The following is a 25,862-nucleotide window of genomic DNA, read 5'->3' on the forward strand; positions in this document are numbered from 1 at the left end:
AATAGAAGATACTCGTTAATAAACCGAAAACAGACAACAGAAAACGGAAAACGAAGAACCGAAAACGGAAAACCGAAAACCGAGAACGGACAACCGAAAACAGAAAACAGAAAACAGAAAACGGACAACCGACAACCGAAAACAGAAAACAGAAAACAGAAAACAGTAAATATGAAAAGCTACAAGGATTTAGATATATACACTTTGGCGTTAGCATTGTTTTATAGAACACATCGGCTTTCGTTACAATTACCAAAGTATGAATTATATGAATTAGGCAGCCAAATTAGAAGGTCTTCTGATTCTGTGGCAACTAATATTGTGGAGGGATATGGTAGAAAAAGATATAAGATGGATTTTATAAAGTTTTTAACATATTCTCATGCAAGTAATTTGGAAACAATTTGTCATCTAGAGAAGTTAGCAGTTCTCTATCCAAATGTATCAACTGAAATGATTACTTTACAAAAAGAGTACGATATATTAGGCGCAAAATTATTTTCATTTTTACGCTATGTTGAAAGCAATTGGAATAAATTTGAGTAAAGAATTGTTTGTTATGAGTTATCTGTTATGCGTTATTTGTTGTGAGTTGTCTGTTATCTGTTATCTGTTATGAGTTGTCTGTTATCTGTTATGAGTTATCTGTTGTGGGTTATGTGATATGGGTTATCTGTTTTATGTTTTGAGTTATCCGATATGAGTTTTCTGTTATTACACGAATAGTTGCGGATTGAGAATAGCTAGCAAATAAAAATAGAAGATACTCGTTAATAAACCGAAAACAGACAACAGAAAACCGAAAACCGAAAACCGACAACGGACAACCGAAAACAGAAAACGGACAACCGAAAACTGAAAACGGAGAACCGAAAACGGAAAACGGAAAACAGACAACCGAAAACGGAAAACGGAAAACTGAAAACGGAAAACCGAAAACCGAAAACCGAAAACCGAGAACCGAAAACCGAAAACCGACAACGGACAACCGAAAACAGAAAACAGAAAACCGAAAACAGACAACCGAAAACCGACAACGGACAACCGAAAACCGAAAACCGAAAACAGAAAACAGAAAACAGAAAACCGATGACCAACAAAGAATATAAAAAAGAAGAAATGAAAATCACAAAAATTTGTTGCATAGGAGCAGGATACGTTGGTGGTCCCACTATGGCAGTTATAGCACAAAAATGTCCGCAAATACAAGTTACCGTTGTGGATTTGAATGCAGAACGTATTGCAGCTTGGAATGATGAGAATGTACATAATATACCAATATATGAGCCTGGCTTGGACGCGATTGTTGGGGAAGCGAGAGGAAGAAATTTATTTTTTTCCACCGATGTTGACAAGGCCATAGCCGAAGCTCAAATTATCTTTATTTCGGTTAATACACCCACAAAAACCTACGGAAAAGGAAAAGGTATGGCCGCCGATTTAAAATACATAGAATTGTGCGCCAGACAAATCGCCAGAGTAGCCAAAGACAATAAAATTGTAGTGGAGAAATCGACACTTCCCGTAAGAACTGCCGAAGCGATTAAAAGTATTTTGGATAATACCGGTAATGGGGTGCAATTTCAAATATTGTCTAACCCAGAATTTTTAGCCGAAGGAACTGCAGTTCAAGACTTGTTAAACCCAGATCGGATATTGATAGGTGGTGATGCCACAGAGGAAGGTCGCAAAGCAATCCAAGCATTAGTGGATGTGTATGCCAATTGGGTTCCGGAGGATAAAATATTGACCACAAATGTTTGGTCTTCAGAATTGTCAAAACTTACTGCTAATGCTTTCTTGGCACAACGGATTTCCTCCATTAATGCCATGTCGGAACTTTGTGAAAAAACGGGAGCCGATGTCAATGAAGTGGCTAAAGCTATTGGGATGGACAGCAGAATAGGGTCAAAGTTTCTAAAAGCGTCGGTAGGGTTTGGAGGTTCTTGCTTTCAAAAAGACATTCTGAATTTAGTGTACATCGCAAAATCGTATGGATTAAATGAAGTAGCAGATTATTGGGAACAAGTAATCATAATGAATGACCATCAGAAAAAACGGTTTTCCAATAACATAGTTCAAACGCTTTACAACACGGTTTCCGACAAAAAAATCGCGTTTTTGGGCTGGGCATTCAAAAAAGATACTAATGATACCAGAGAATCGGCTGCTATTTATGTTGCTGATGATTTGATCAATGAGCACGCAAAAATTGCCGTCTATGATCCAAAGGTTTCCAATAAAAAAATCTTGGATGATTTAAATTATTTAGAAACCAGAACAGCAGACAGTAATGCTAATAGCATCACTTCATTTACAGATCCGTATGAAGCCTGCCAAAATGCACATGCCATTGCTGTACTGACAGAGTGGGATGAATTTATAACCTATGATTGGCAAAAAATTTATGATTCCATGCAAAAGCCAGCTTTTGTTTTTGATGGTAGAAATTTATTAAATGGCCCTAACTTAGAGGCAATTGGATTTGTATATCAAGCGGTAGGCTCTTAAATAAGGAAGTAGCGATTTTTGTTTGATTGGATGAAATGATTTTCATTCTAAAGAAGATTTAAAAGAGTAGAAAACAGAATCAATAAAAAGAAACGCATTTTTATTGCAATACAAAACATAAGATGAATTGGTATGTAGTGTATACAAAACCCAAATGGGAGAAAAAAGTAGCAGAACAATTAAAAAATAGTGGAATAGAGTGCTATTGTCCTTTGATTACTCAAGTCCGACAATGGTCCGATCGAAAGAAAAAAGTGGAAGTACCTCTTTTTAACTCCTATGTTTTTGTTCAGTTAGCGGAATCAGAGCGGAACTCCGTATTTCAATCCGTTGGAGCAGTTCGGTATTTATTTTGGCTAGGGAAGCCGGCTGTTGTTCGCGATGAAGAAATCAGTATAATAAAGAAATGGCTCGACACTTCAGATTGTATTGATGTAACCGTGGGGGGGTATCAAATTGGAGATTCCATACAGTTGGAATCTGGCCCTTTTGTAGCACAAAAGGCTGTAATTCAGGAGATGACGAATACCCATTATGTGTTGGTTTTGGAATCCTTGGGATGTGTTTTGAAAATGAAAATAAAATAGGGAAACAGATTAAAAGAAGGTGGTTAGTTTTAAAAATAAAAGAAGTGTAAGGTATTGATTTACTTGTTTCTGCAAAATAAATAAATTGTGCTTCACTTTCCACATCATGTTTGCTTAAATTAATACGCTAGCAGTCGCTTAAACAAACAAGTTAAATTGGACGCAACTACAGTGTTCCTTTGGGGCACTCTAACTGTAGTTGGTTTTTTAATAGCTCCTGCTGATCATTAGCGGTAGCCAAGATGTTGATGCAGTTTAGAAAGATGTGTATTCTAAAGTAGAGAGAAAGTAGTTTTTCACCGCGATCGGAAGCATGATATCAAAAAATTAATTGGATTTTAAATATTAAGTATAAAGTTAAATGAAAAAGATATTAATAACGGGAGGCGTAGGATTTATTGGGTCTCATGTAGTTCGTTTGTTTGTTACCAAATATCCAGAATATCATATTTATAATTTAGATGCCCTTACTTATGCGGGTAATTTAGAAAATTTGGTGGATATTGAAAACGAACCCAATTATACTTTTGTAAAAGGAGATATTACGGATGAAGCTTTCATTGCTGATTTGTTTGACAAACAGGAATTCGACGGGGTAATTCATTTGGCTGCAGAATCACATGTGGATCGATCCATTGAAGACCCACTAGCCTTTGTAAAAACCAATGTTTTTGGAACGGTACATTTGCTGAATGCGGCGAAAAAGCAATGGTTGAATAAACCGGAAGGCAAACGATTCTATCACATCAGTACCGATGAGGTTTATGGCTCTTTAGGAGCTGAGGGACTTTTTACAGAAACGACCGGGTATGATCCTAATTCTCCGTATTCTGCCTCTAAAGCGAGCTCAGATCATTTTGTAAGAGCGTACGGTGAAACGTATGATTTTCCTTTTGTGATAACGAACTGCTCTAACAATTACGGTCCCAATCATTTTCCTGAAAAATTAATTCCTTTATTTATAAATAACATAATTAACAACAAACCATTGCCCGTTTATGGTGATGGGAATTACACGCGCGACTGGCTTTTTGTAGTGGATCATGCGAGTGCAATTGATTTGGTTTTTCACCGTGGAAAAAATCACGAGACCTATAATATTGGTGGCTTCAATGAGTGGAAAAATATTGATTTAGTGCGCCTATTGTGCTCTATTATGGATGGTAAACTGGGTCGTCCTGCTGGCAAATCAGCAGAATTAATTACGTACGTAAAAGACAGACCAGGACATGATTTGCGCTACGCTATTGATGCTTCTAAAATAAATAAGGAACTAGGGTGGAAACCATCGGTGACTTTTGAACAAGGATTAGAAATCACAGTAAGCTGGTATTTAGACAATTCGGACTGGTTGCAGCACGTTACTTCTGGTGCGTACGCTTCCTATTATGAAAAACAGTATTTGTAAGTGTAGCTTCTTATAGGATAGTAATAGAATACTATAAAGAGACATTACAATTGTTCTGATTTTAGAAGAGCAGGAATAGTATTTCATTTTCGGCTTTATTAGTTATTGATTTTCAGGTAATTAGTATTTTTAGATTCAGTCAAAATAATTTTTTAACATTGATTTGTTAGTCGGTAGCCATTTTAGTGACCTTTTGTAAGTATATTTGCGCCCTGAAAATAATCCAGTTCTTATTCATTTATGTGAGTTTGAACTGCGTAGCGGTGGAGTAAAAGGAACACAAGTAATTAGAATTAGTAGGAAATGAGTCCAAATAAAAAAATAGCAATAATTGGTTTGGGGTATGTAGGATTGCCATTAGCAAGACTATTTGCCACAAAACATGCTGTAGTAGGATTTGATATCAATCCAGCTCGTGTTGCTTCCTTACAATCCGGTACGGATACGACCTTTGAGGTTGAAGATGCTGTCTTGCAAAAAGTACTCTTAGATCAGCCGAGTGGTTCCAATGGTTTGTACTGTACCACTGATATAGCCCATCTGGCAAACTGTAATTATTACATTGTAACCGTTCCCACTCCAGTAGATAAAAACAATCGCCCTGACTTAAATCCGCTGTATAAGTCCAGTGCAACAGTAGGAAAGGTCTTGAAAAAAGGGGATGTCGTTATTTATGAATCTACCGTATATCCAGGTGCAACAGAGGAAGAATGTGTACCCGTTTTAGAAAAAGTTTCTGGATTACAGTTTAATGTTGATTTTTTTGTAGGCTATTCGCCAGAACGCATTAACCCGGGCGATAAAGAACACACGGTAGAGAAAATTTTAAAAATTACTTCGGGATCTACTCCAGAAACAGGGGTAGAAGTCAATGAATTATACCAATCTGTTATTACGGCAGGAACTCATTTGGCACCGACCATAAAAGTAGCAGAAGCAGCCAAAGTCATTGAGAACTCCCAGCGGGATATCAATATTGCTTTCGTCAACGAATTAGCCAAGATCTTTAACTTGATGAATATTGATACCCATGCAGTATTAGCCGCAGCAGGAACGAAATGGAATTTCCTCCCTTTCAAACCAGGTTTAGTGGGCGGACATTGCATTGGCGTTGATCCGTATTACTTAGCACAACGGGCACAGGAATTTGGTTATCATCCAGAAATTATCTTGGCGGGACGTCGCTTGAATGACAGTATGGGAGACTATGTTGCTTCGCAGATCGTAAAATTGATGATCAAAAAAGGGATTTCAGTGAATGGCGCCACGTTATTAATGCTAGGAATTACTTTTAAAGAGAACTGTCCTGATGTTCGCAATACAAAAATTGTTGATGTGATCACTGCTTTGGCAGATTATGGAATTACAATCACCATTTTTGATCCAATGGCGAATCCAGCCGAAGTGCAACAGGAATACGCACTAGTAACGACTGCTGAATTGCCTATTCAGAAATTTGATGCTGTAGTTTTAGGCGTTGCACACCGAGAATTCCTTGATATTGATTTTTCTAAATTACAAAATACCAACAGTTTGTTGTACGATGTAAAAGGAATTCTAGGGAATTTGGCTGATGGAAGATTATAAAACAGACGCTCCTAAAAGAATTAAAATATAAAGATTAGAGAAGTATGGAAAATAAGCATTCAATTACACATGTCATTCTTACCGGTGGTGTTGGCAGCCGTTTATGGCCCTTATCCCGTAAAAGTCAACCCAAGCAATATTTAGAGCTGTTTGAAGGGAAGTCTTTGTTTGAAATGACCGTAGAACGCAATCGCAATATTGCCGATAGCATTATGGTGGTAGGCAATAGCGATAATTGTCATCTAAGTAAAAAAGTGTTGGAAAAATCAAACACTTCCTATATTGATATTGTAGAGTCCACTCCTAGAAATACAGCAGCAGCCATCGCTTTTGCCGCTTTTGCATCTGATCCAGAAGCCATATTGATTGTCACTCCCTCCGATCATATCATTGATAAGATGGAAGAGTACGAAGCCGCTATAAGTGATGCTATTGAAAAGGCTTCAAAAGGATATATAGTAACTTTTGGAATTATCCCAACGAAACCAGAAACAGGTTACGGTTACATTGAAAGAAAAGGGGACGATGTCATTTCTTTTAGAGAAAAGCCAAATCAGGTTACAGCAAGAGATTTTATTTCGCGAGGTAACTTTTTATGGAACAGTGGTATGTTTTGCTTTAAAGCAGGAGTACTTTTAGAGGAGTTAAAAATTTATACACCTGAGATTTACGAAAAATCCAAAATTGCATGGGAAGCCAATCAAAATGGAAATTTAGATTTAGAGTTGTCCCTCGATATACCATCCATTAGCATTGATTATGCTGTAATGGAGCGAAGTAAAAAAATCAAAGTAGTTTCTTCTACCTTTGTTTGGTCGGATCTAGGCTCTTTTGAATCGGTTTATGATTACTTGATTACGATAGGTCATCCGGTGGATGAAAATGGCAATATGGCTATAGGTACTACTAATTATACTGCTTTTATTGGGGTTAAGGACACTATTTTTGTTTATACCGATACTGCCAATTTAATATTGAAAAAAGAATTTTCTCAGGATGTCAAAAGCGTATATAGTAAATTGGAACGAGACAAATCAGATCTCTTGAATTGATATAACTATGAAAATAAATACTAAAATATACATAGCAGGGCATAATGGTATGGTTGGCAGCGCTATTTGGAGAATCCTTTCTGCAAAAGGATACACAAACTTAATTGGAGTTTCTAGTAAAGATTTGGATTTAAGAAATCAACAAGCAGTTCGCGATTTCATATCAAAAGAAAAACCAGAAGTTGTTATAGATGCTGCTGCAAAAGTAGGAGGCATTTTGGCAAACAATAATTTTCCATATCAATTCCTTATGGAAAATATGCAAATTCAAAATAATCTAATTGATACGGCGACGCAATCCGGTGTTGAGAAGTTTATTTTCTTGGGGAGTTCATGTATTTATCCAAAACTTGCACCACAACCCCTGAAAGAAGAGTATTTGTTGACAAATTCTTTAGAGCCTACGAATGAATGGTATGCGATTGCGAAAATCACGGGAGTAAAAGCCTGTCAAGCAATCCGAAATCAATTTGATAAAGATTATGTAAGCTTGATGCCTACCAATTTATATGGTACTCATGATAATTTCGACCTAAATTCTTCACATGTTTTACCTGCAATGATTCGTAAATTTCATGAGGCGAAGGAAAATAACAACGCACCAGTTACTTTATGGGGCAGTGGAACACCTATGAGAGAGTTTTTATTTGTAGATGATATGGCGGAAGCCGTTGTTTTTGCACTGGAAAATAAATTGCCGGAGTATCTATACAACGTAGGTACGGGCGAAGATTTAACGATTAAACAATTAGCAGAAACCATTCAAAAAATCACCGGACATCAAGGCACAATTATTTGGGATAAAACAAAACCAGATGGTACTCCAAGGAAACTAATGGATGTTACGAAGATGCACGCATTAGGGTGGAAACATCAGGTCCAATTACAAGAAGGGATCCAAAAAACTTATAAATGGTTTTTAGAGAATATTGAAAATTATAAAGAAGTGAAATTGTAAATTGATTACAGTTTTCCGTCCATTGTAAAACGTTTTTTGCTCAGCAATTAATGAATTTTGAATAAAGAATCTTAATCAATTAGCTTTTGGCAACAAAAGACAAAAACAAATTAATAATCATGGCAGCACAGAAAGTAGCCCTTGTAACAGGAATTACAGGTCAGGACGGATCTTATTTGGCAGAATTATTATTAGAAAAAGGATATATGGTTCATGGTGTAAAACGCCGTGCTTCTTCTTTTAATACACAACGTATCGATCATATCTATCAGGATCAACATGAAGTTCATGTTAATTTTAAATTGCATTATGGTGATTTGACCGATTCTACTAATATTATAAGAATTATACAAGAAGTACAGCCTGATGAAATCTATAATTTAGGTGCGATGTCTCATGTAAAAGTATCTTTTGATTCTCCGGAATATGTTGCCAATGTGGATGGACTAGGAACTTTGAGAATTCTTGAGGCAGTTAGAATTTTAGGTTTAGGAAATAAAACGAGAGTATATCAGGCTTCTACTTCTGAATTGTATGGAGGATTGGCAGAGAATAAAAACGCAGAAGGTTTTTATGACGAAAACTCTCCTTTCTACCCACGCTCACCTTATGGTGCGGCTAAAATTTATGGTTTTTGGATTACTAAAAACTACCGTGAGGCCTATAATATGTTTGCTTGTAACGGTATTCTTTTCAATCATGAATCTCCTCGACGTGGTGAGACTTTTGTAACGCGTAAAATAACCATGGCAGTAGCGGCTATTGCTAAAGGAAAGCAAGATTGTTTATTCTTAGGAAACTTGAATTCGCAAAGAGATTGGGGACATGCTAAGGATTATGTAGAGGCCATGTGGAGAATTTTGCAACAAGAGGTCGCGGAAGATTATGTAATTGCGACAGGTGTGACCACTTATATTAGAGATTTCGTTATCATGGCTTTTGCTGAGGTAGGTGTTACACTAACTTTTGAAGGCGAACAAGAAAATGAAACAGCTACCGTTGCTACTTGTTCTAATCCTTTGTATCAGATAGCGATAGGTACAGTTGTACTTAGAGTTGATCCAGAGTATTACCGTCCTACCGAAGTTGATCTATTGATTGGAGATCCTACGAAGTCAAAAACACAATTAGGATGGAAACCACAGTACGACTTAGAGGCAATGGTCAAAGAAATGGTGGCGAGTGATTTGAAATTGTATTAAATAAAGATCAGTACTTGAAAGATGGAGGCTATACAACCTTTAATTATTTTGAGTAGGGCAGAGCGTTCAAAAAATGTTCAGTAAATATTTTTAGCGATTGAGCCAGGTGGCGGGTTGGCAGATAAAGTTGAAACGGATTTAAAGACAGTGAGTAACGAGAAAGATTAAGAAAATTTATTTAGGAAAAATATTTTAATTACCGGAGGAGCCGGATTCATTGGTTCACACGTAGTGAGATTGTTTGTGAACAAATATCCCAATGATCAAATTTTTAATTTGGATACGTAACCCATTGGTGTGTATTGTATACAAAGCCAAATACGTCGTTAAAAGTAGCAGCACGTTTGGCTGACTTAGGAGTAATGGTATATGCACCAACACAAACTGTAGTTCGCCAGTGGGCGGACCGTAAAAAGAAGGTACAAGTGCAAGTAATGCCTTCTATGGTTTTGGTAAATGTACACGAAAAAGATACGGGAATGGTATTTCAAGTACCGGGAGTCGTTCGTTATTTGTTTGAGCAAGGCAAGCGAGCTAAGGTGCAAGATAAAGATGTCGTGGCCATGCAGTTGCATTTAGAAGGTAAGGCAATAGCAGCACAAACAGCGGTGCAAGTGGGTGATACTGTACAAGTACCTCAATTGGATGAAAAAGCAACGGTGGTGGCTTTGCGGGAAAAAAAAATGTTTGGCACGTTTAGAGCGTTTAGGCGCAGTGGTGTCATTTCAATTGCAGTAGTTAGCAATTGAAATTTTAAGGATATAAAAATGCTACTGGTACTAGCAGTGGCGAAGCCCTTAAAAAAATCAAAGATACCGTAAAAAAAATAGTGTTTTTGAAAGAAAATAAATAGAGACTACCGTTGGTAGTCGAGAAAGAATTGATAAAATGATTTCAAAAAACACAAAAATATACATTGCAAGACATAGAGGTATGGTTGGATCTGCGGTTTGGCGTATTTTAGAATCTAAAGGGTATTCACATATAATTGGAAAAACTAGCGCTGAATTGAATCTTAGAAATGAACAAGCTGTCTTAGATATGATGATTAACTTTTTAGTTTTGTCAACATGTTTTAGTGTTTTTTACTTCCTATGCATACAATAAGATTATCTTATAAATAGTTTCCGGATATTTAATATTGCCTCAAATTATATAGAAAATAAGTTCGATCTCATTTATAACAAGATAAAATTAAAAAACTATGAATTTAATTTTAAGAATAGAAGAATTTCTTTACCGCAAATGGCTTAAACGTAGGAATAAAAAATTATATAATTCCGATTTAATGATAAGAACATTCGATGTTAAGGTTCCCAAGTCAACAAAGATTAAGGGTAAAGTTAATCTGATATGTACAAAGGATGCTGAAATCTCTTTAGGTGAGAATGTTACATTAAGATCCGATCCTTTCGACTATTTTGCAGGAATGCCATTCGAAACAACTCTTCTTGTCGATCGAGAAAATGGCAGGATCGTAGTGGGTGATAATTGTAGAATAAATGGCGCATATCTGCATGCAAAAAAAAATATAACTATTGGAAAAAATTGCGTGATAGCTGCAGGAACAAATATACTAGATTCTAACGGTCATCAGTTAGTTTCTTCTGACCGGACACAGGGAGAGGATGAGCCCAAAGAAATAGTGATTGGAAATAATGTTTGGCTTTGTTTGAATTCGATAATATTGAAAGGAACTAAAATTGGTAATAATTCTGTGGTTACGGCTAATAGCGTTGTTAAAGGAGAATTTCCAGATAATTCTGTTCTTCAAGGAAATCCTGCAGTGGTAGTATCATATTTACCGATTGAAAATACATGATATCGAATTATGAATTTGAGGAAAAAATTTAAGAAGTGTTATGAGCGAAGCTGCAAATAAGAGAATAGCAAAAAACACGATATACATGTATATTAGACTTTTCACTACAATGGTGTTAGGTCTATATATATCAAGAGTCGTGTTACTTGTTTTGGGAGTTTTTGATTTTGGATTGTTTAGCGTGGTTGGTGGTGTTCTTGCCATGTTTACCTTTATAAGTGGATCACTATCCTCTGCAACCGCAAGGTTCTTGAATATTGAAATGGGTAGATCCAATGGCAATTTAAATCGGATCTTCAACATAAATCTGTTGCTGCATATCTTTTTTGCACTAATTATCCTTGTTTTAGCTGAAACAATTGGACTTTGGTATATTTACAACAAACTAAATGTGGCACCCGATAAAATAGGAGATGCAATCTTTGTTTACCAGGTGTCAATTCTAACTGCATGTTTGGGTATTATCAATAATCCTTATGCAAGTCTATTTGGGGCTTTTGAACGTTTCAAATTTTTAGCGAAATTTGATATTATCAATACGTTCATTCGCTTGATATTTGTGATCTTGCTGCAGTATTACGAAGGAAATTCGCTAAGGTTTTATAGCATTATAATGGTTCTCACTACAGCGAATACCTTCATTGTGTACCATTGGTTGGCAGTAAAAAAATGGCCTAGTATTATAAAGCTTAAACTGGTTTCTGGTTGGAAAAATTACAAAGAGGTTTTAGTGTTTAGTAATTGGAATCTGTTTGCTACTATGGCTTTAATGGCTCGCTCTACAGGTTCTGATTTAATTCTGAATTTATTTTTCGGTACGGCTATTAATGGAGCTTTTGCAATAAGTAAGACAGTAAATAATTATATTACAACATTCTCTACTAATTTCGACAGTGCGTCAGGTCCACAAATTATACAATCCTATAGTGCTGGAGATTTGCAGAGATGCAACTATCTAGTCAATAAACTTGGCAGGGTGTGTATATTATTATTCCAGCTAGTTTTTTTTCCTTTATATATTGAATTAGATTTTGTTCTTCATTTGTGGTTAATAGATGTGCCCGATGGAGTTCTGATTTTTTGTCAGCTTAACCTCATTCTTGCAGCAGTTGCATTAACAGGTGGAGGTTTAGTTCAGTTAATTAATGCATCTGGTAAAGTAAAGTGGTTTAAAATTTCCGGAAGTGCTTTTTTCCTATTATCTATTCCTGCAACATATCTCTTATTTCAAATAGGAGCACCTGCTTACTCTATAATTATCCTCTTTACTGTAGCAGATATAGTGAATAGGATAGTACAATTAATATTGATGAAAACAATAATTGGATTTGACTCATGGGGTTATATAAAGGATGCTTATTTTAATCCTGCTATTATAGCATTAATCATGAGTTTTCTTTTGTGGGCTTATTCCTTGTATCCAATCGATAATTCTTATTACCAATTCATGTCTATTGTTGTTTGTTTCCTAATCACTGCTTTTTTGATATATACAATAGGCCTGACAAGTGGAGAGAGAATGAAGTTGGTGAGTTTTGTTAAAAATAAAATTAGAATATAAGTATGAATATACAAGAAAAAATAAGATGGAGATATTTGCAATTTATTAAATACCATTTCCCATTTTTATGGTGCAAGCATCTTTATAAAGAAAATTTAGGTAAAGTAACAGACTTTTCCAAACCAAAAGATATTAACGAAAAAATACAGTGGCTATCCTTTTATACTGATACAAGTATGTGGACAATGCTGGCAGACAAATATGCCGTTCGTCAATATGTGGCAGAACATGCTGGCGAGGATGTTCTTGTACCCCTACTCGGGAAGTGGGATAGAGCCGAAGATATAGATTTTAACTCTCTCCCTGATAAGTTTGTGATAAAGCCCAATAACGGCTGTTACGACACTATTATTGTTAAAGATAAGAAGAAAGCCAACTTTGAGGAGATTCAACAAAGGCTGGATGCATCACTTAAACATCGTTTTGGATTTGAGAATGCTGAGCCTCATTACCTCCGTATCAAACCTTGCATTATAGCAGAACAGTTGCTTGAAACAAATGAGGCAGGAGGTCTGAAAGACTACAAGATATGGTGTATTAATGGTAAGCCTCATTGCATTCTTTTGTGTACAAATAGAGATGCGTCAGGTCATGCTGATTTGATGGCATATGATTTGCTGTGGAACCGGCATCCTGAATGGATGTCGCCCAGTTTTCGAAATGAAGCCGTTTGTGCTAAACCTGAGAAGTTGGAAGATATGCTGAAATTTGCTTCAAAGCTGTCTGCTAATATTCCACAGGTTCGAGTTGATTTCTATTGCATCAATGGCAAGATATACTTTGGTGAAATGACTTTATCGTCAAACTTTGGTATGATGCCATATTATACACAAGATTTTCTCACGGAAATGGGCGCCCAATGTGTCCTTCCGAATAGATTGTTTAGTGAAAAGGTGAAAACATTCTTTAACCGTTGGACTCCTTTACTATAAGAACATGTCACAACCAGTTTTTTCAATTATAATTCCGCATTATAACATTCCAGAATTACTTGTTCGCTGCATCAAAAGTATTCCCGTAAATGAGGATATTCAAGTCATCGTTGTTGATGACTGTAGCCCTAATGCTGACAAATACCAAGAGACTTATCCTGAGCTTTCGCGACCATACCTGGAGTACTATAGCACTCCCAAAGGAGGAAGTGCAGGACGTGCTCGGAATGTGGGCATCGAACATGCCAAAGGCAAGTGGCTATCTTTTGTTGATGCAGATGATCTCCTTGTTGAAAATGCAGCAGACATCCTTTTCAAATACAAAGATCGACCAGAAGATGTACTTTTTTTTCAATCTAAGAGTGTTATGTGTGATGACTTAACAAAGCTTTCTGGTAGAAATATATTCAGTTATAACTTTGAACACTACTTTAAGACAGGCAACGAGCAGACATTACGTTTGGAGTTTGATGCACCATGGGGCAAGCTTATAAAGAAATCATTGATTGATAAGTATCAAATACGCTTTGATCAAGTTCGTTATTCAAACGACACTTACTTCAGTACAGCAATTGGGGTATATGCAAAATCAATATTTGTACCAAAGGAGATACTATATATCGTAACAGAAAGAACTGGTTCATTAACATCCGCAAAAATAAAGACTTTTGAGGAATGGAAAATAAGATATAGATCGACTCTTCGTGTTCAAAATTTTTTTGATGAGCATAATATTAGATATAAAAGGTACGCATTTGCCGATTTTCTCCAGGAAATATGGCATAGAGATAAGAAAGTTTATTTTAAAGAATTCATAGAACTTTCATTCCGTAACAAGTTCCGTATATTATATTATCATTTAAGGATGATGCGATAAAGATCCGCATCATACTATATGTTCTAAAATCCAATTTTTTATGAATGCTATTTCAGATCAAAAAAATCTAAATGCAGTTGATGCAGTAAAGCTGATAATGGCATTCTGCGTAATAGGAATACACTCTTATATATTTGAACAGAAAGATTTTTCGATAACTATAGACTATATTGTAAACCTAGCAGTTCCATTTTTCATAATAGCATCAGGTTGGTTATATGCTAGAAAAAATGGACTAAAATTAGATGAAATAGGTAAATTATCAGTCCGATACTTCCGATTGTATTTTGTTTGGGTATTGATTTATCTGCCTTTAATTTTGTTTGAGTATTATCATAGTGGTGGGTTGACTATTGACAATTTAACAAAATTTTTAAGAAAATTTCTTTTAACGGGAAGCAATCCATTTTCATATCACTTATGGTACATACTTGCTATTGCAACAGCTTGCTTATTTATGGCATTTTTTAGTAAGCTAAGAATACCTTTTAAGTTGGTGTGGCTAGTAGGATTGATATTGATGTTTATGGGCTTTTATTTAATGCGTTCAAATAATAACATCGGCACCTATTATAGAAATTTATTTGAAGGAACAGGCAACGGACTTACCATGGGCCTTGGTCTTTATTCTACAGGAATGATGTTATATAAAATTAAGAAGAATAAATTTCTTATAGCATTATTGTTTCTTATTATAAGCGTTATCTTAAATGCTAAGGGCTTACCCTATTGGCAATTGTTGGGAGGTTCTTCAATATTTCTATTTTCTGAAAATTTGCTTTTGAAGGATAATAAAGCCTTTAAAATAATGAGGGATTGGAGTACCTGGATCTATTTTATACACATGTATCCCGTATTTATTCTAATGGCAGCAATAATTCATGGATGGCTACATATTACTCGTTATGAGGGGTGGTTTATTGCCTCATTTATATCTTTTGTTGTTGCCTTTACCTTGGATAAATTAGCAAATAGCCATTTGCCATTACTTCAGAAAATTATAAAATAGGATATGAACATACTCTTTATGTACTATTGTCCTCTACGACCAGAGGCAGGAGGAACAGAACGCGCTACCAAACTCGTGATGGACGAGATGGAGCGCAGGGGGCATACCTGTATAGGGCTTCTTCATTTCAATCAGGATAGCCCTGACGAGTTTTTCCCCAATTGTAAATGAATTGCATCTTGGCAACATAGAACTATTAATTAGTAACCACTTATTGATTCCGCTCCATTTCCCATAAATTTATAGAATATACAATGAAACAACGATTATATTGGATAGATAACATTAAGGCATTCTGCATCATAGCTGTTGTGATTAGTCATGTCAATAGTTTTGTGCTGCACAATTCAGCATCTTTCATCAACCAAGTGATAGACACTTTTTTTATGGGAGGTTTCTTTATGGTGAGTGGATATTTAGCATCCAAGAATTTCTCTGATCAGGTTTCATGGAAATCATTTGTGCAATTCAAAACCTATGACCTATTAATACCATTGGTAATTGTAGGAACGCTGTATGCCTTAATAACAGACTTAGGTGAACACGGAGGCATTACATCAAACCCATTTGTGCACATGATAACCAATGGTGATCAATTGGGATACTGGTTCCTGCTCACACTCTTCATTTTCAAGATAATGTCAATGCTCACAGGATTATTGGCAAAGAGCCTTCGCTTACAATATCATAAGATTATCCACAAGGCCCTTTATATACTAATATATATTGTATTAGGAGGGGGGGTATTGATTTAATAATCAAATACCTATATAGCAGTAATCCACACTATGCTTTGTGTCTAACAGGTCATATAGAAATGTATATGTTAATGTACCTTGCAGGGATCATCCTTCATAACAACAACCTATTTATGTTTCTGCAAGAACGCGATTGGACGACAACCCTCATGTTTGCATCAGGATGCGTATTGTGTGTATGCTATCATCTGATGGATTTAGGGCACCCACTCATCATTATGACCACATATCGTATCCTTATAGTGATTGCTATGTTCGTGTACTTCTCAAAACATTTGAATCAATATTGCAGATATTTCACTATTTGTGGGGAACAATCTTTGGAAATATATGTGTTCCATTTTTTCATTATAATAGGGTGTTCTGCATACAATACAGCTTATTTGGAAGAAATAGCCAAACTTCCGTTTATTTTCCAATTATGGATATCTATATCTATAACGGTATTCATCGTCCTATCTACTTTAGCTCTTTCGAATATAGTAAACAAGAATAAGGCATTACGATTCATTCTTTTAGGGAAAAACAAATAATTAATAATGACCATACTGTTTATGTACGATTCTCCTCTAAATCCAGAGGCAGGAGGAACAGAACGCGCTACCAAACTCGTGATGGACGAGATGGAGCGCAGGGGGCATACCTGTATAGGGCTTCTTCATTTCAATCAGGGTAGCACTGACGAGTTTTTCCTCAATTCTAAATGAATTACATCGCTCTCAGATTTCCTCTCAGAGAATCATGTGGATGTGGTGGTCAATCAGAGTGCATTTCACTATTGGCTGTTAAAAGAGTTTTTGCTCATGGCAGACAAATATCTGAAATCCATTATCAATATTTCTCTTAACACCGCATTATACTACAGATGAATAAAATAAAAGTTGTACATATAAACACCAGCGGAATAGGGGGTGCAGCTATTGCTTGCCATAGATTACATCATCTGATGCTTGATAATGGCATCTCATCAAATGTGATACACCTCTATAATAACTATAAGCCTGAGACAGAATTTCACTCCCTTGGATATAAAGCTGTAAGACGATATACAAACCATTTGATGTATGATATTACTCAAAGGGATTTAAAACCTGAAGCTTATGTATTCAGCGAAATGGCTCCTATGGCTTCTGGCATTGCCAATCATTCCTTAGTGCAGGAGGCTGATGTCATTTATCTTCACTGGGTGCTTGGTGGATTTTTCAGTAAGTCCGACTTCGAAGAGTTGGCAAAACTGGGGAAACCAGTATTCTGTTTCACTCATGACATGTGGTGGATTACAGGAGGATGTCATTATGCATTCGATTGTAGTGGTTACAAGGTGGGCTGTACGAAATGCCCTATGCACAAGCACTTCTCCTGCTTGACAAAAAAACAGGCGGAGTGGAAACGTCAGTTTTATGCCAAATATCCAAATGTCCGCTTGATTTCTCCTTCTGATTGGTTAAGGCGCTGTGCAGACGAGTCTTCTGTTATCGACAAAGGTCGGTGCGACTTTATCCCCAATGTCGTGCCCGATAGTATCTTCAAACCTTTAGATAAGATGACTGCCCGAGAGCAGCTCGGCATTCCGCAGGACAAAATTGTCATATCATTCGGTACTGCTGATAATTCAAATTGGGTCAAGGGTTTCGTTTATCTCCAAGAGGCTCTGAACTCTATTGCTAAAGGCAGGATACTGTTATGTGTTTATGGAAGTGATTATGACGATGAACTTGCCAGCAAACTTAACCATCCTATCAAGTTTCTTGGTCGTTTAGACCAGGAAAGGGTTGCTATAGCCAATGCTGCTGCAGATCTCTTCGTTTCTCCGACACTCTCTGAGAGTTTTGGATTGACACTTTTGGAGAATATTAAATGCGGTACACCTGTTATCAGCACCAATGTGACTGCAGTACCTGAGATTGTTAAAGATAAAGTTTCTGGTTATCTGGTAGAGCCCAAGAATAGTATGCAGATTGTCAAGGCGATTCTATCGTTTATCGAAGACCCAATGAAAATAGATGGTACCTGCGATGAAATGTTCAGCGACAATAGTATCATTAGCCGTCACATAGAAGTTATAACGAAAGCGCTTACCCTCGATCAATAAGAATGAACATACTATTTATATATGATGCTCCATTACGACCGGAAGCGGGTGGTACAGAGAGGGCGACAAGTCTCGTGATGAACGAGTTGTCGCGCAGAGGACACAACTGTTATGGTATTCTTCATTTCGACCAGCAGAAGCCTGAAGAACAATATATTAATGGCATGAAGATAGACTCAATCTACAACTATCTAAAGAGTAATAATATTGATGTTGTCGTTAACCAGATAGCATTCCATTCTCGTTTTCTCTGCCAATTTCTTACGTATGGCGGTCAGCGATGGAAAGAGGAAGGTGGCAAGATTATCAGCTTTATGCACTTGGATCCTACTCCGGAGCCTAGCAAGAAACTCAAAACATACTTCGCCGATTGGAGTCAGAGAAGTATTATGGGAAAAATCAAGCGACTGGTTTATGTCCTCTCGTTGCCATACTTTTATTATAAGTCTGATAAGCAGTATAAATCTGGCCTGAGATATCTGTATGATACTTCAGACAGATATGTCCTAATGTCCAAGTCATTTCTTCCGATCTTTTCAAAGCTCGCCAACCTGAGCGATACCAGCAAAGTCGTATTTATCCCAAATATGCTCACTTTCCCTGAGATTGCTACAGAAGAGATTCTCGAAAAGAAAGACAATATCGTTCTAGTCGTGGCACGCCTTGATGATGCTCAGAAGAATATCTCATTTATGATAGATGCCTGGGGTAAAGTAAAGGATCACATGGGCTACGCGCTGCATATTCTTGGCGATGGACAGGATAGGGATATGCTCCATAAATGCGCAGAGGGAGTCAATGATATAGTTTTCGAAGGTTCACAAACTCCGCTCAACTGGTATCGCAAGGCAAAGATACTCCTTATGGCATCACCACGTGAAGGATGGGGTCTAACCATTACAGAAAGCCTCCAAAACGGAGTTGTACCTGTTGTTCTTAATACATCCACGGTTTTTAAGGATATAATTAACCATGGAGAAAATGGCTACTTGCCAAAGGATTCCCAAGAATATATTGAATATCTGGAGAAATTAATTAACGAGCCTAAACATCGCGAACAAATGGCGAAGAACGGTTTGAAGTCAGCAACACGTTTTAATCCTTCGTCTGTCGGTGATTTGTGGCAAGTGGTATTAGATGAAATTTACGTTTATTTATGAAAACAATATTTATATTTTGGACAGAGCGGCTCAACGAGCAACGTGGAGGTGTTCATCGAGTGATTCTTCTGTTGCTGAAGCATCTGCCTGCTCGTGGCTTTGATGTTCATTATCTATATACATTGGATGACTATAAGTCCTTTCGGTTATATAATTCAGATCAAAGTCTTGAGGATCTGATAAGCGTAGAAAACTTAAAGGACTATCTCATTGAACATAAGTGTGATATTATTCTTGGTCAGGATGCTGCTTTCTCTTCCTCGTTAACTACTCTTGTCAAGAAAATGAATATTTCTGGAGTGAAGTTCGTAAGTGAATATCACTCCAGTTTCCTACTTATCTATAGTAAACTTAATTACAACTTCTTGAAATTTGAGTTTACGCAGAATTCGTCCTTAAGAGCAAAGCTGTCGATATTATTTAGATTTATATTTTTCCCCCTTTGGAAGAAACGTGTATGGAAGATTTTGGCTAAGAATTTCAGATACACATTAACTAACAGCAATGTGACACTTTTGCTTTCTGCAAGAGAGATACCAATTGCCAAGAGTATTTTGGGCACTGAGCAAAATGTCCGGTTTGTATCAATTCCTAACCCTCTTTCATGGGAAAAAGTAGAAGAACCTGCGATTCTTCAGCAAAAGAAGAAGGAAGTTTTGGTCGTTTCTCGCCTATATAATCCAGAGAAGAGAATAGACATCGTATTGAAGGTATGGAAGAAATTACAGGATCGAGGATGTATTGATGACTGGACTCTCACGATAATTGGTGATGGGCTCCACAAAGATTACCTTATGCAGATGTCTGCTGACATGAACCTGTGTAATGTTGTTTGGAAAGGGTGGGGCGATCCTAAACCGTATTATAAAAAAGCCAGCATCTTTATGATGACCAGTGCTAGCGAAGGTTGGGGGTTGACGCTAACAGAAAGCATGCAGTCAGGTGTAGTTCCTATTGCATTAGATACCTATCCAGCGCTTCATGACATTATAACGGATGGTTATGATGGTTATATCGTAAAACCCAACGACATAAAAACTTATGCTGATCGCATGCAGTTCCTAATTGAAAACCCGCTCGAACGGGAAAAGATTGCCTTAAATGGATTGGAGAGCTGCAAAAGATTTTCAACAGAGAAAGTTATGGATAAGTGGGCTGAAATGCTTAACAATGTAGATTAATTATGATAAGTTTTTTACTATGCGGCCTTGCATTATTGTATTATGCATGGAGTAGGTTCCGAAGCCGAATCTTATACCCTTCAGTTGTTTTTAGTATAATGTGGGGAATAAACTGCATCTTCACGGCTGCTATTTTGATGGGTTTTGGATCGAATTTGTATTTACGTGAGGAATATTCGTATGAATATATGGACAGCTATATAGTGCCGTTCACAATTGTATCGCTTTTAGCCTTTACTATTGCACATAAGAGAGCACATAGTAAGGGTATAAATCTGGTATTTTCGGTAGGATCTCTGAACACAATCCTACGGAAGTATAAGTTTATCATGTGGTTGAACTTCATAGGTGGTATTCTGCGCATTGTGGTCATGGTGGCTCTTGTTGGCTTCAGTCTTGACAATGTGATGGACTATCGTATGGCTGCCAATAATGTCATGATGGGATCTGGTGGTGGTCTTATTTTGTATGTATTCAAAATAACATCGTATATACAGATGCTTGCCAACTTCTATGTGGCTGTTGATGGCTTGAAGACAGGTTTTGGCGAACTTAAATTTAAGCATAGCTTAACGTTGTTTATTCTCTATGCACCAACACAGATGGCAACGGGTGGCAGATTGTTTGTCCTTTTCTTTATCATATTCTTTTTTGGTAGTTTCTTGGTTGGACGAGGCATGGCTATAAAACAGCAAAAAAGACGTTGGTTAGAGAATTCGGAGAAGAGAATTATTGTCAATATTTTTGCAGTCTTTTTAGTTATAATTGCGGTCATTGGCATGGCCAGAGCTGGTAGCAGCAGATCTGCAGATGATGAGCGCTTCTTTGAGAAGTTTGCTTACATTAGTGAGGGTACTCTGGCAACAGATTACGTGATGAGATACTATCCTGAGGGGACATTCGAACATGGGTATGGAATGTTTACCCTGGGTAGTCATTCTCCCCAGATGAAACAATTTTTTGAGCAGATGCAGACGACAAAGATGAGCTCGATTGTTTATTCCTTTATCACGTTCCTTTATATGGACTTTGGTTACTGGGGTAGCATCATTGTGTGGTTCTTCTTAGCTCTATTCATGGAGATAGGAGCATTGAAATGTCTTAATAGGTTGACGCTTTTCCGATTTATTGTCTTCTCCGTTTTGCTGAAGATGGCTTACGAAAGTATTCTTGGTAATTCAATTGGCGGTAATATTCCGGTATTTGGATTGCTTGTAATACTGTATGTTTTCTATGATCCACTTATTGGTAAGTACGAACGTAGAATTTAATTAATATTTTCCTTCATGCGCATATTTCAAACATTCTTGCTACCAGACGACTTGGTGGCTAAATATAAACTTTCGTTTGCTGCTGCCAGCTTCTCCAGAAACTTGATTAGCGGCGGTGGTTTTGACAGGACGTTCTCTCTCATCCCGGTCAATGTGACAGGAGATAGGGGTTTGCGGGCTGAAGATGGCTATGAGGTGGTGTATTCTGATTGGAGAAAGAAGGGAGTGCTGTTGAGTAAACTGGCAATTATACGATTCCTTATATTCGCAACTCTTTTAAAAATATGTTATGAGTCAGTTATGTCAAATCCAATAGATGGCAACATCCCTATTTATGAATTGATAATTCTACCTGCATTTTTTTATAAGCCTATATTTGGTAGATTAGAAAAAATTAAAACTTAAGTATGGGAACTAATCGATTACAATTGCTTGACATTGCTAAAGGAATTACAATTCTATTAATGGTATTAGGCCATACTTCAATACCTTCCGTTTTGTCTAACTTCATCTGGGCCTTTCATATGCCATTGTTCTTCATTGCATCAGGATGGACAACAAATTGGCAAAAGACAGATTTTATAGGTTTTACCAAAAGAAAGATTGAAACATTAATAGTCCCTTTTCTTGTTTATTCATTAGTTGTATTATTGATACATATACTTCAAGGATGGGGCGATTTCAATCATTGGATTCTCAATGGATGGGAAGCTTATGCCCTATGGTTCATACCTGTTCTATTTGTGTCTTCTCTTTTTGCTAAACTAATTTATAGTATAAAAAACAGATATCTTATACTTGGGTGTGCCTTTATGTTTGCCACAATTAGTGGTATTTTAAGCTTCTATAAAATTCAGTTACCATGGTCGGTATCTTCTGTTCCATTTGCAACTGCACTTATTGTAGTTGGTTCTGAATTGAAACGATGTAGTACTTGGATAGAAGATTCAAAACTTTGGCATATCTTGATTTTGTTCTTTGTTACTGCAGGTATTTCACATTTTTGGAGACTGGATTTATGCTTCAATTTAATATTACCCTTTCTGCCTTTGGCAATAGGAGCAATAGCTGGTACTTTGATGATTTTTATGGTATCATCGTGGATTAACAAACATCTTAAATATGTATCTATTATGCTTCAGAAAGTTGGAAATGAAACTTACTTAATTGTTGCCTTCTCTCAGATAATAATTATGCTACTCAATGAGTATTTCTCATTAAATGTATTTCTAAAATATTCCCTTCTGTTACTGACTCTTGTTGCGTTGAAATACATTAAAGATGGAGTAAATAAACTCGCTAAAGCAAACATATTATAATGCGTATTTTTCAAACATTTTTGCTACCAGATGATTTGGTAGCAAAGTACAAATTGTCGTTTGCTGCCGCAAATTTCTCTCGCAATTTAATGCAAGGATGCGATTTTGATAGAGTGTATTCTTTGATGCCTCTTACGGTAAGAAATGAATTGCCACAGATAAAAGATAATGGTTATAACGTTGTTTATTCGGATTGGAGAAAGAAGGGACGTGTTTTTGCAAAATTAGCAATCTTTCATGAGCAGTGGAAGGTTTTCAAGCAAATACAGAGAGGTGATTCTTTATGGTTTTACAATCTAAATATTATCAATGCGCTCTTGTTTATTTTGGTTAAGACGTTCAAATCATCGGTAAAATTGAATATCATAATGCTTGACTTTACTCCTGCAAGGAGTTGGAGGGATCAGAATTATTGGTATTTGAAGCTGATAAATAGTGCAGATGGAATAATCTGTTTAGCCGATTCTTCTTTGTTTAAAATTAAAAATATGACTTTGCTCCCAGGGGTTGTACCTGCTGCGTGTGATGAATATCCCAAAATTGACAATATCAATAAAGAATTTTTGCTTTCTGGCGTTATCTCGCCTGCAATTGCTTCAACACCTATGGTGCTGGAGGCTTTCTCTCGGATGCCTGATTGTATTTTACATATTACGGGTAATGTACTTGAGGGGGAAGATATGATTAAGGAGTATGCGGCAAGGCATTCTAATATCAAATATCATGGCTCTGTGTCGTTTAATGATTATTTGGATATTGTGCATAGAGTGACATACCAATTGAGTACGCGCGACGAAAGCTATCCTGAGAATCAGTGTAACTTCCCTTCAAAGATTATCGAATCGCTACTTCATAACAGAATTGTGATTTCAACAATTGCATATAAACAACTGGATGAATTAAAGTACATCAAAATGGATTCAAATTGTGACGCATTCAAAAGGCAAGTATCGGAAATATGCAGCAAGCCGAATGAAGTTTTGATGCAATATGCAAACCAAGGTGGCCTTGTTACCAAAATGTTCAGTACAGAAGTTTGGAATAAGACCATGACAGATATTGAGAATTATTGCAAATGAAACTCGTATTTTATTCCTTAGTTCTCAACCATCATCAAGTATATGTAGCTGATGAGCTCTATAGGCTTTTGGGAGATTATTATGCTTTTGTGGAGACTGCAAAGTGTTTAGATAACCAAGGTGTAACAGAAGATTATTCCACACGACCATATCTAATACATTCCTGGAAATCGAAAAAAGCTTACCAAAAAGGAATGTCGCTGGCATTAAATACGGAGGTTTGTGTTTTCAGTGGTCATGAAGCATTACCATTTGAGAAAGCACGAATGAGGAATGGGTTATTCTCCTTTGACATGAGTGAGCGTATACTTAAACGTGGCTGGCTTTAAGTGTGATGCAAGTTTATAAGGATACAAAAAAAATAATAGTATTATGAAATTCATCTTTTGGCAAAATATAGTAAGTATTCATCAATTTTCGTTTCTTGAATCTTTAGCGGTTACTAATCAAGTTATTCTTATTGTTGACGAAGAAATAGAATTTAAAAGAAAATCTCATGGATGGAATGTACCACAAATGAAAAATGTTGCGATAATTGTCAATCCAAATAAAAGTTATGTCGATGAAATCCTTAAGCAAAATTTTAATGCTTTTCATTTCTTTTCAGGATTAGAGGTTTATCCATTGGCGACCTTGGCTTTAAAAAAATCAGTTAAATTAAGTATGCCTAATTTAGGTATTTTATTAGAACCCTTTAATAATGATGGTTTTAAAGGCAGTGTAAGAAGTTTAAAATATAGCTTACTGATTCTAAAATATAAAAAAAACATTAAAATACTATTCCCAACCGGTATGATGGGTAGAAAATCTTATGAAAAAATAGGTTTCCCAACTCAAAAAATTTTTGACTGGGGTTATTTTACCCAATTAAGAGACACTACATATGACACTGGAAAACTTTCCACATCGAAAACACCTAATTTGTTATTTGTTGGAAGTATAGATAAACGTAAAAACATTATCGATACTGTTTTAAAAACAAAAAAATATAGATCCAAATTCAATGAATTTATTATTGTTGGTACGGGAGAATTAGAATCTGAATTGCAAGATTTACTTGAGGGATTTGAAAATATTATTTTTAGGGGAGGGCTACAAAATTCTGAAGTTAAAATACTTATGGAAAAATGTGACATTTTAATTTTACCAAGTTTATTTGACGGTTGGGGTGCGGTAATCAACGAAGCATTACAAGCAGGGATGCAAGTGATTGCAAGTGAGAATTGTGGAGCAAGTATTTTATTAGATGGTTGTCATCGTGGAGAAGTTTTTTCTTTTTCTGGAAAAAATGATTTTGATCAGGTTCTTGCTAAATGGTTAAAAAAGGAGCCTTTGACTAAAGAGAAAAGAATTGAGATAGCCAAATGGAGTGCTAATCATATCTCTGGTGAAGTAGCGGCATCTTACTTTGAATCGGTAATTCGCTTTACTTTAGGTAATGAAGTCACAAGGCCTATTGCACCATGGCTAAAGAAGTAAGTAGAAAAGTTTATCGT

25 protein-coding genes and 2 pseudogenes are annotated in these 25,862 nt (G+C 36.4%); 26 read left to right on the forward strand and 1 reads right to left on the reverse strand.

Annotated features, from left to right (window positions below; translation table 11 throughout):
• Positions 1-171 precede the first annotated feature (171 nt).
• From IWX83_RS11285 to IWX83_RS17470, 17 genes and pseudogenes are all read left to right on the forward strand, one after another.
• On the forward strand, positions 172-546 hold the full coding sequence (locus tag IWX83_RS11285) for a four helix bundle protein (RefSeq protein ID WP_196829727.1): 375 nt from the start codon (positions 172-174) through the stop codon (positions 544-546).
• Between the two features lie 573 nt (positions 547-1,119).
• Positions 1,120-2,511, forward strand: a complete 1,392-nt coding sequence (locus IWX83_RS11290; RefSeq protein ID WP_066082387.1) for a UDP-glucose 6-dehydrogenase — start codon at positions 1,120-1,122, stop codon at positions 2,509-2,511.
• A 122-nt stretch (positions 2,512-2,633) separates the two neighbouring features.
• Positions 2,634-3,098, forward strand: coding sequence for a UpxY family transcription antiterminator (locus tag IWX83_RS11295; RefSeq protein ID WP_196829729.1), 465 nt, complete (start codon positions 2,634-2,636; stop codon positions 3,096-3,098).
• A 361-nt stretch (positions 3,099-3,459) separates the two neighbouring features.
• Positions 3,460-4,506, forward strand: a complete 1,047-nt coding sequence (rfbB, locus tag IWX83_RS11300; protein WP_196829731.1) for a dTDP-glucose 4,6-dehydratase — start codon at positions 3,460-3,462, stop codon at positions 4,504-4,506.
• Positions 4,507-4,809: 303 nt separating this feature from the next.
• Positions 4,810-6,093 (forward strand): nucleotide sugar dehydrogenase, encoded by a 1,284-nt coding sequence (locus IWX83_RS11305; RefSeq protein ID WP_196829733.1) that lies wholly within the window; start codon positions 4,810-4,812, stop codon positions 6,091-6,093.
• Positions 6,094-6,137: 44 nt separating this feature from the next.
• Positions 6,138-7,145, forward strand: coding sequence for a mannose-1-phosphate guanylyltransferase (locus IWX83_RS11310; RefSeq protein ID WP_196829735.1), 1,008 nt, complete (start codon positions 6,138-6,140; stop codon positions 7,143-7,145).
• Positions 7,146-7,152: 7 nt separating this feature from the next.
• Entirely contained in the window at positions 7,153-8,103 is a 951-nt protein-coding gene (locus IWX83_RS11315) for a GDP-L-fucose synthase (RefSeq protein ID WP_196829737.1), read from the forward strand.
• 119 nt (positions 8,104-8,222) lie between these two features.
• Positions 8,223-9,305, forward strand: coding sequence for a GDP-mannose 4,6-dehydratase (gmd, locus tag IWX83_RS11320; RefSeq protein ID WP_196829739.1), 1,083 nt, complete (start codon positions 8,223-8,225; stop codon positions 9,303-9,305).
• Positions 9,306-9,494: 189 nt separating this feature from the next.
• A pseudogene (locus tag IWX83_RS11325) lies at positions 9,495-9,587 on the forward strand (NAD-dependent epimerase/dehydratase family protein); the annotation flags it as partial.
• 20 nt (positions 9,588-9,607) lie between these two features.
• Entirely contained in the window at positions 9,608-10,054 is a 447-nt protein-coding gene (locus IWX83_RS11330) for a UpxY family transcription antiterminator (protein ID WP_196829740.1), read from the forward strand.
• Positions 10,055-10,193: 139 nt separating this feature from the next.
• Positions 10,194-10,346 (forward strand): annotated as a pseudogene (locus tag IWX83_RS17245) (GDP-L-fucose synthase); the annotation flags it as partial.
• 163 nt (positions 10,347-10,509) lie between these two features.
• Entirely contained in the window at positions 10,510-11,127 is a 618-nt protein-coding gene (locus IWX83_RS11335; RefSeq protein WP_196829742.1) for an acyltransferase, read from the forward strand.
• A 40-nt stretch (positions 11,128-11,167) separates the two neighbouring features.
• Positions 11,168-12,688 (forward strand): lipopolysaccharide biosynthesis protein, encoded by a 1,521-nt coding sequence (locus IWX83_RS11340; protein WP_196829744.1) that lies wholly within the window; start codon positions 11,168-11,170, stop codon positions 12,686-12,688.
• A 2-nt stretch (positions 12,689-12,690) separates the two neighbouring features.
• A complete protein-coding gene (locus IWX83_RS11345) occupies positions 12,691-13,620 on the forward strand; it encodes an ATP-grasp fold amidoligase family protein (RefSeq protein ID WP_196829746.1) in 930 nt (309 codons plus the stop codon).
• A gap of 4 nt (positions 13,621-13,624) precedes the next feature.
• Positions 13,625-14,497: a glycosyltransferase family 2 protein gene (locus IWX83_RS11350; RefSeq protein WP_196829748.1), complete on the forward strand. Its 873-nt coding sequence runs from the start codon at positions 13,625-13,627 to the stop codon at positions 14,495-14,497.
• 40 nt (positions 14,498-14,537) lie between these two features.
• Complete coding sequence (locus tag IWX83_RS11355; protein ID WP_196829750.1) at positions 14,538-15,506, forward strand: acyltransferase family protein; 969 nt, start codon at positions 14,538-14,540, stop codon at positions 15,504-15,506.
• 254 nt (positions 15,507-15,760) lie between these two features.
• On the forward strand, positions 15,761-16,261 hold the full coding sequence (locus IWX83_RS17470) for an acyltransferase family protein (RefSeq protein ID WP_196829752.1): 501 nt from the start codon (positions 15,761-15,763) through the stop codon (positions 16,259-16,261).
• 382 nt (positions 16,262-16,643) lie between these two features.
• Here IWX83_RS17470 and IWX83_RS17410 read toward each other — a convergent pair whose 3' ends face one another.
• The gene (locus IWX83_RS17410; RefSeq protein ID WP_255546566.1) at positions 16,644-16,775 is read right to left on the reverse strand and encodes a hypothetical protein; all 132 of its coding nucleotides are present in this window, start codon (positions 16,773-16,775) and stop codon (positions 16,644-16,646) included.
• 354 nt (positions 16,776-17,129) lie between these two features.
• On the opposite strand from IWX83_RS17410, the gene IWX83_RS11365 reads away from it, so the two are divergent.
• Genes IWX83_RS11365 through IWX83_RS11405 form a run of 9 tightly spaced genes read left to right on the forward strand, consistent with a single transcriptional unit; the run spans position 17,130 to position 25,845 of the window.
• Positions 17,130-18,356, forward strand: coding sequence for a glycosyltransferase (locus IWX83_RS11365; protein WP_196829754.1), 1,227 nt, complete (start codon positions 17,130-17,132; stop codon positions 18,354-18,356).
• A 2-nt stretch (positions 18,357-18,358) separates the two neighbouring features.
• Entirely contained in the window at positions 18,359-19,516 is a 1,158-nt protein-coding gene (locus IWX83_RS11370) for a glycosyltransferase (protein WP_196829756.1), read from the forward strand.
• A complete protein-coding gene (locus tag IWX83_RS11375; protein WP_196829758.1) occupies positions 19,513-20,697 on the forward strand; it encodes a glycosyltransferase in 1,185 nt (394 codons plus the stop codon). The genes IWX83_RS11370 and IWX83_RS11375 overlap by 4 nt, the downstream gene beginning before the upstream one ends.
• Positions 20,698-20,699: 2 nt before the next feature.
• Positions 20,700-21,968 (forward strand): O-antigen polymerase, encoded by a 1,269-nt coding sequence (locus IWX83_RS11380; protein ID WP_196829760.1) that lies wholly within the window; start codon positions 20,700-20,702, stop codon positions 21,966-21,968.
• A 15-nt stretch (positions 21,969-21,983) separates the two neighbouring features.
• A complete protein-coding gene (locus IWX83_RS11385; RefSeq protein WP_196829762.1) occupies positions 21,984-22,373 on the forward strand; it encodes a hypothetical protein in 390 nt (129 codons plus the stop codon).
• Positions 22,374-22,375: 2 nt separating this feature from the next.
• Positions 22,376-23,287, forward strand: a complete 912-nt coding sequence (locus IWX83_RS11390; RefSeq protein ID WP_196829764.1) for an acyltransferase family protein — start codon at positions 22,376-22,378, stop codon at positions 23,285-23,287.
• Positions 23,288-23,322: 35 nt separating this feature from the next.
• Positions 23,323-24,366: a hypothetical protein gene (locus IWX83_RS11395; RefSeq protein WP_196829766.1), complete on the forward strand. Its 1,044-nt coding sequence runs from the start codon at positions 23,323-23,325 to the stop codon at positions 24,364-24,366.
• Complete coding sequence (locus IWX83_RS11400) at positions 24,363-24,695, forward strand: hypothetical protein (RefSeq protein WP_196829768.1); 333 nt, start codon at positions 24,363-24,365, stop codon at positions 24,693-24,695. Before IWX83_RS11395 ends, IWX83_RS11400 begins: the two co-directional genes overlap by 4 nt.
• A 43-nt stretch (positions 24,696-24,738) precedes the next feature.
• Positions 24,739-25,845: a glycosyltransferase family 4 protein gene (locus IWX83_RS11405; protein ID WP_196829769.1), complete on the forward strand. Its 1,107-nt coding sequence runs from the start codon at positions 24,739-24,741 to the stop codon at positions 25,843-25,845.
• The last annotated feature ends 17 nt before the right edge of the window (positions 25,846-25,862 follow it).

It is taken from the genome of Flavobacterium sp. CG_9.1 (genome assembly GCF_015751645.1).
Lineage (GTDB): Bacteria > Bacteroidota > Bacteroidia > Flavobacteriales > Flavobacteriaceae > Flavobacterium > Flavobacterium xanthum.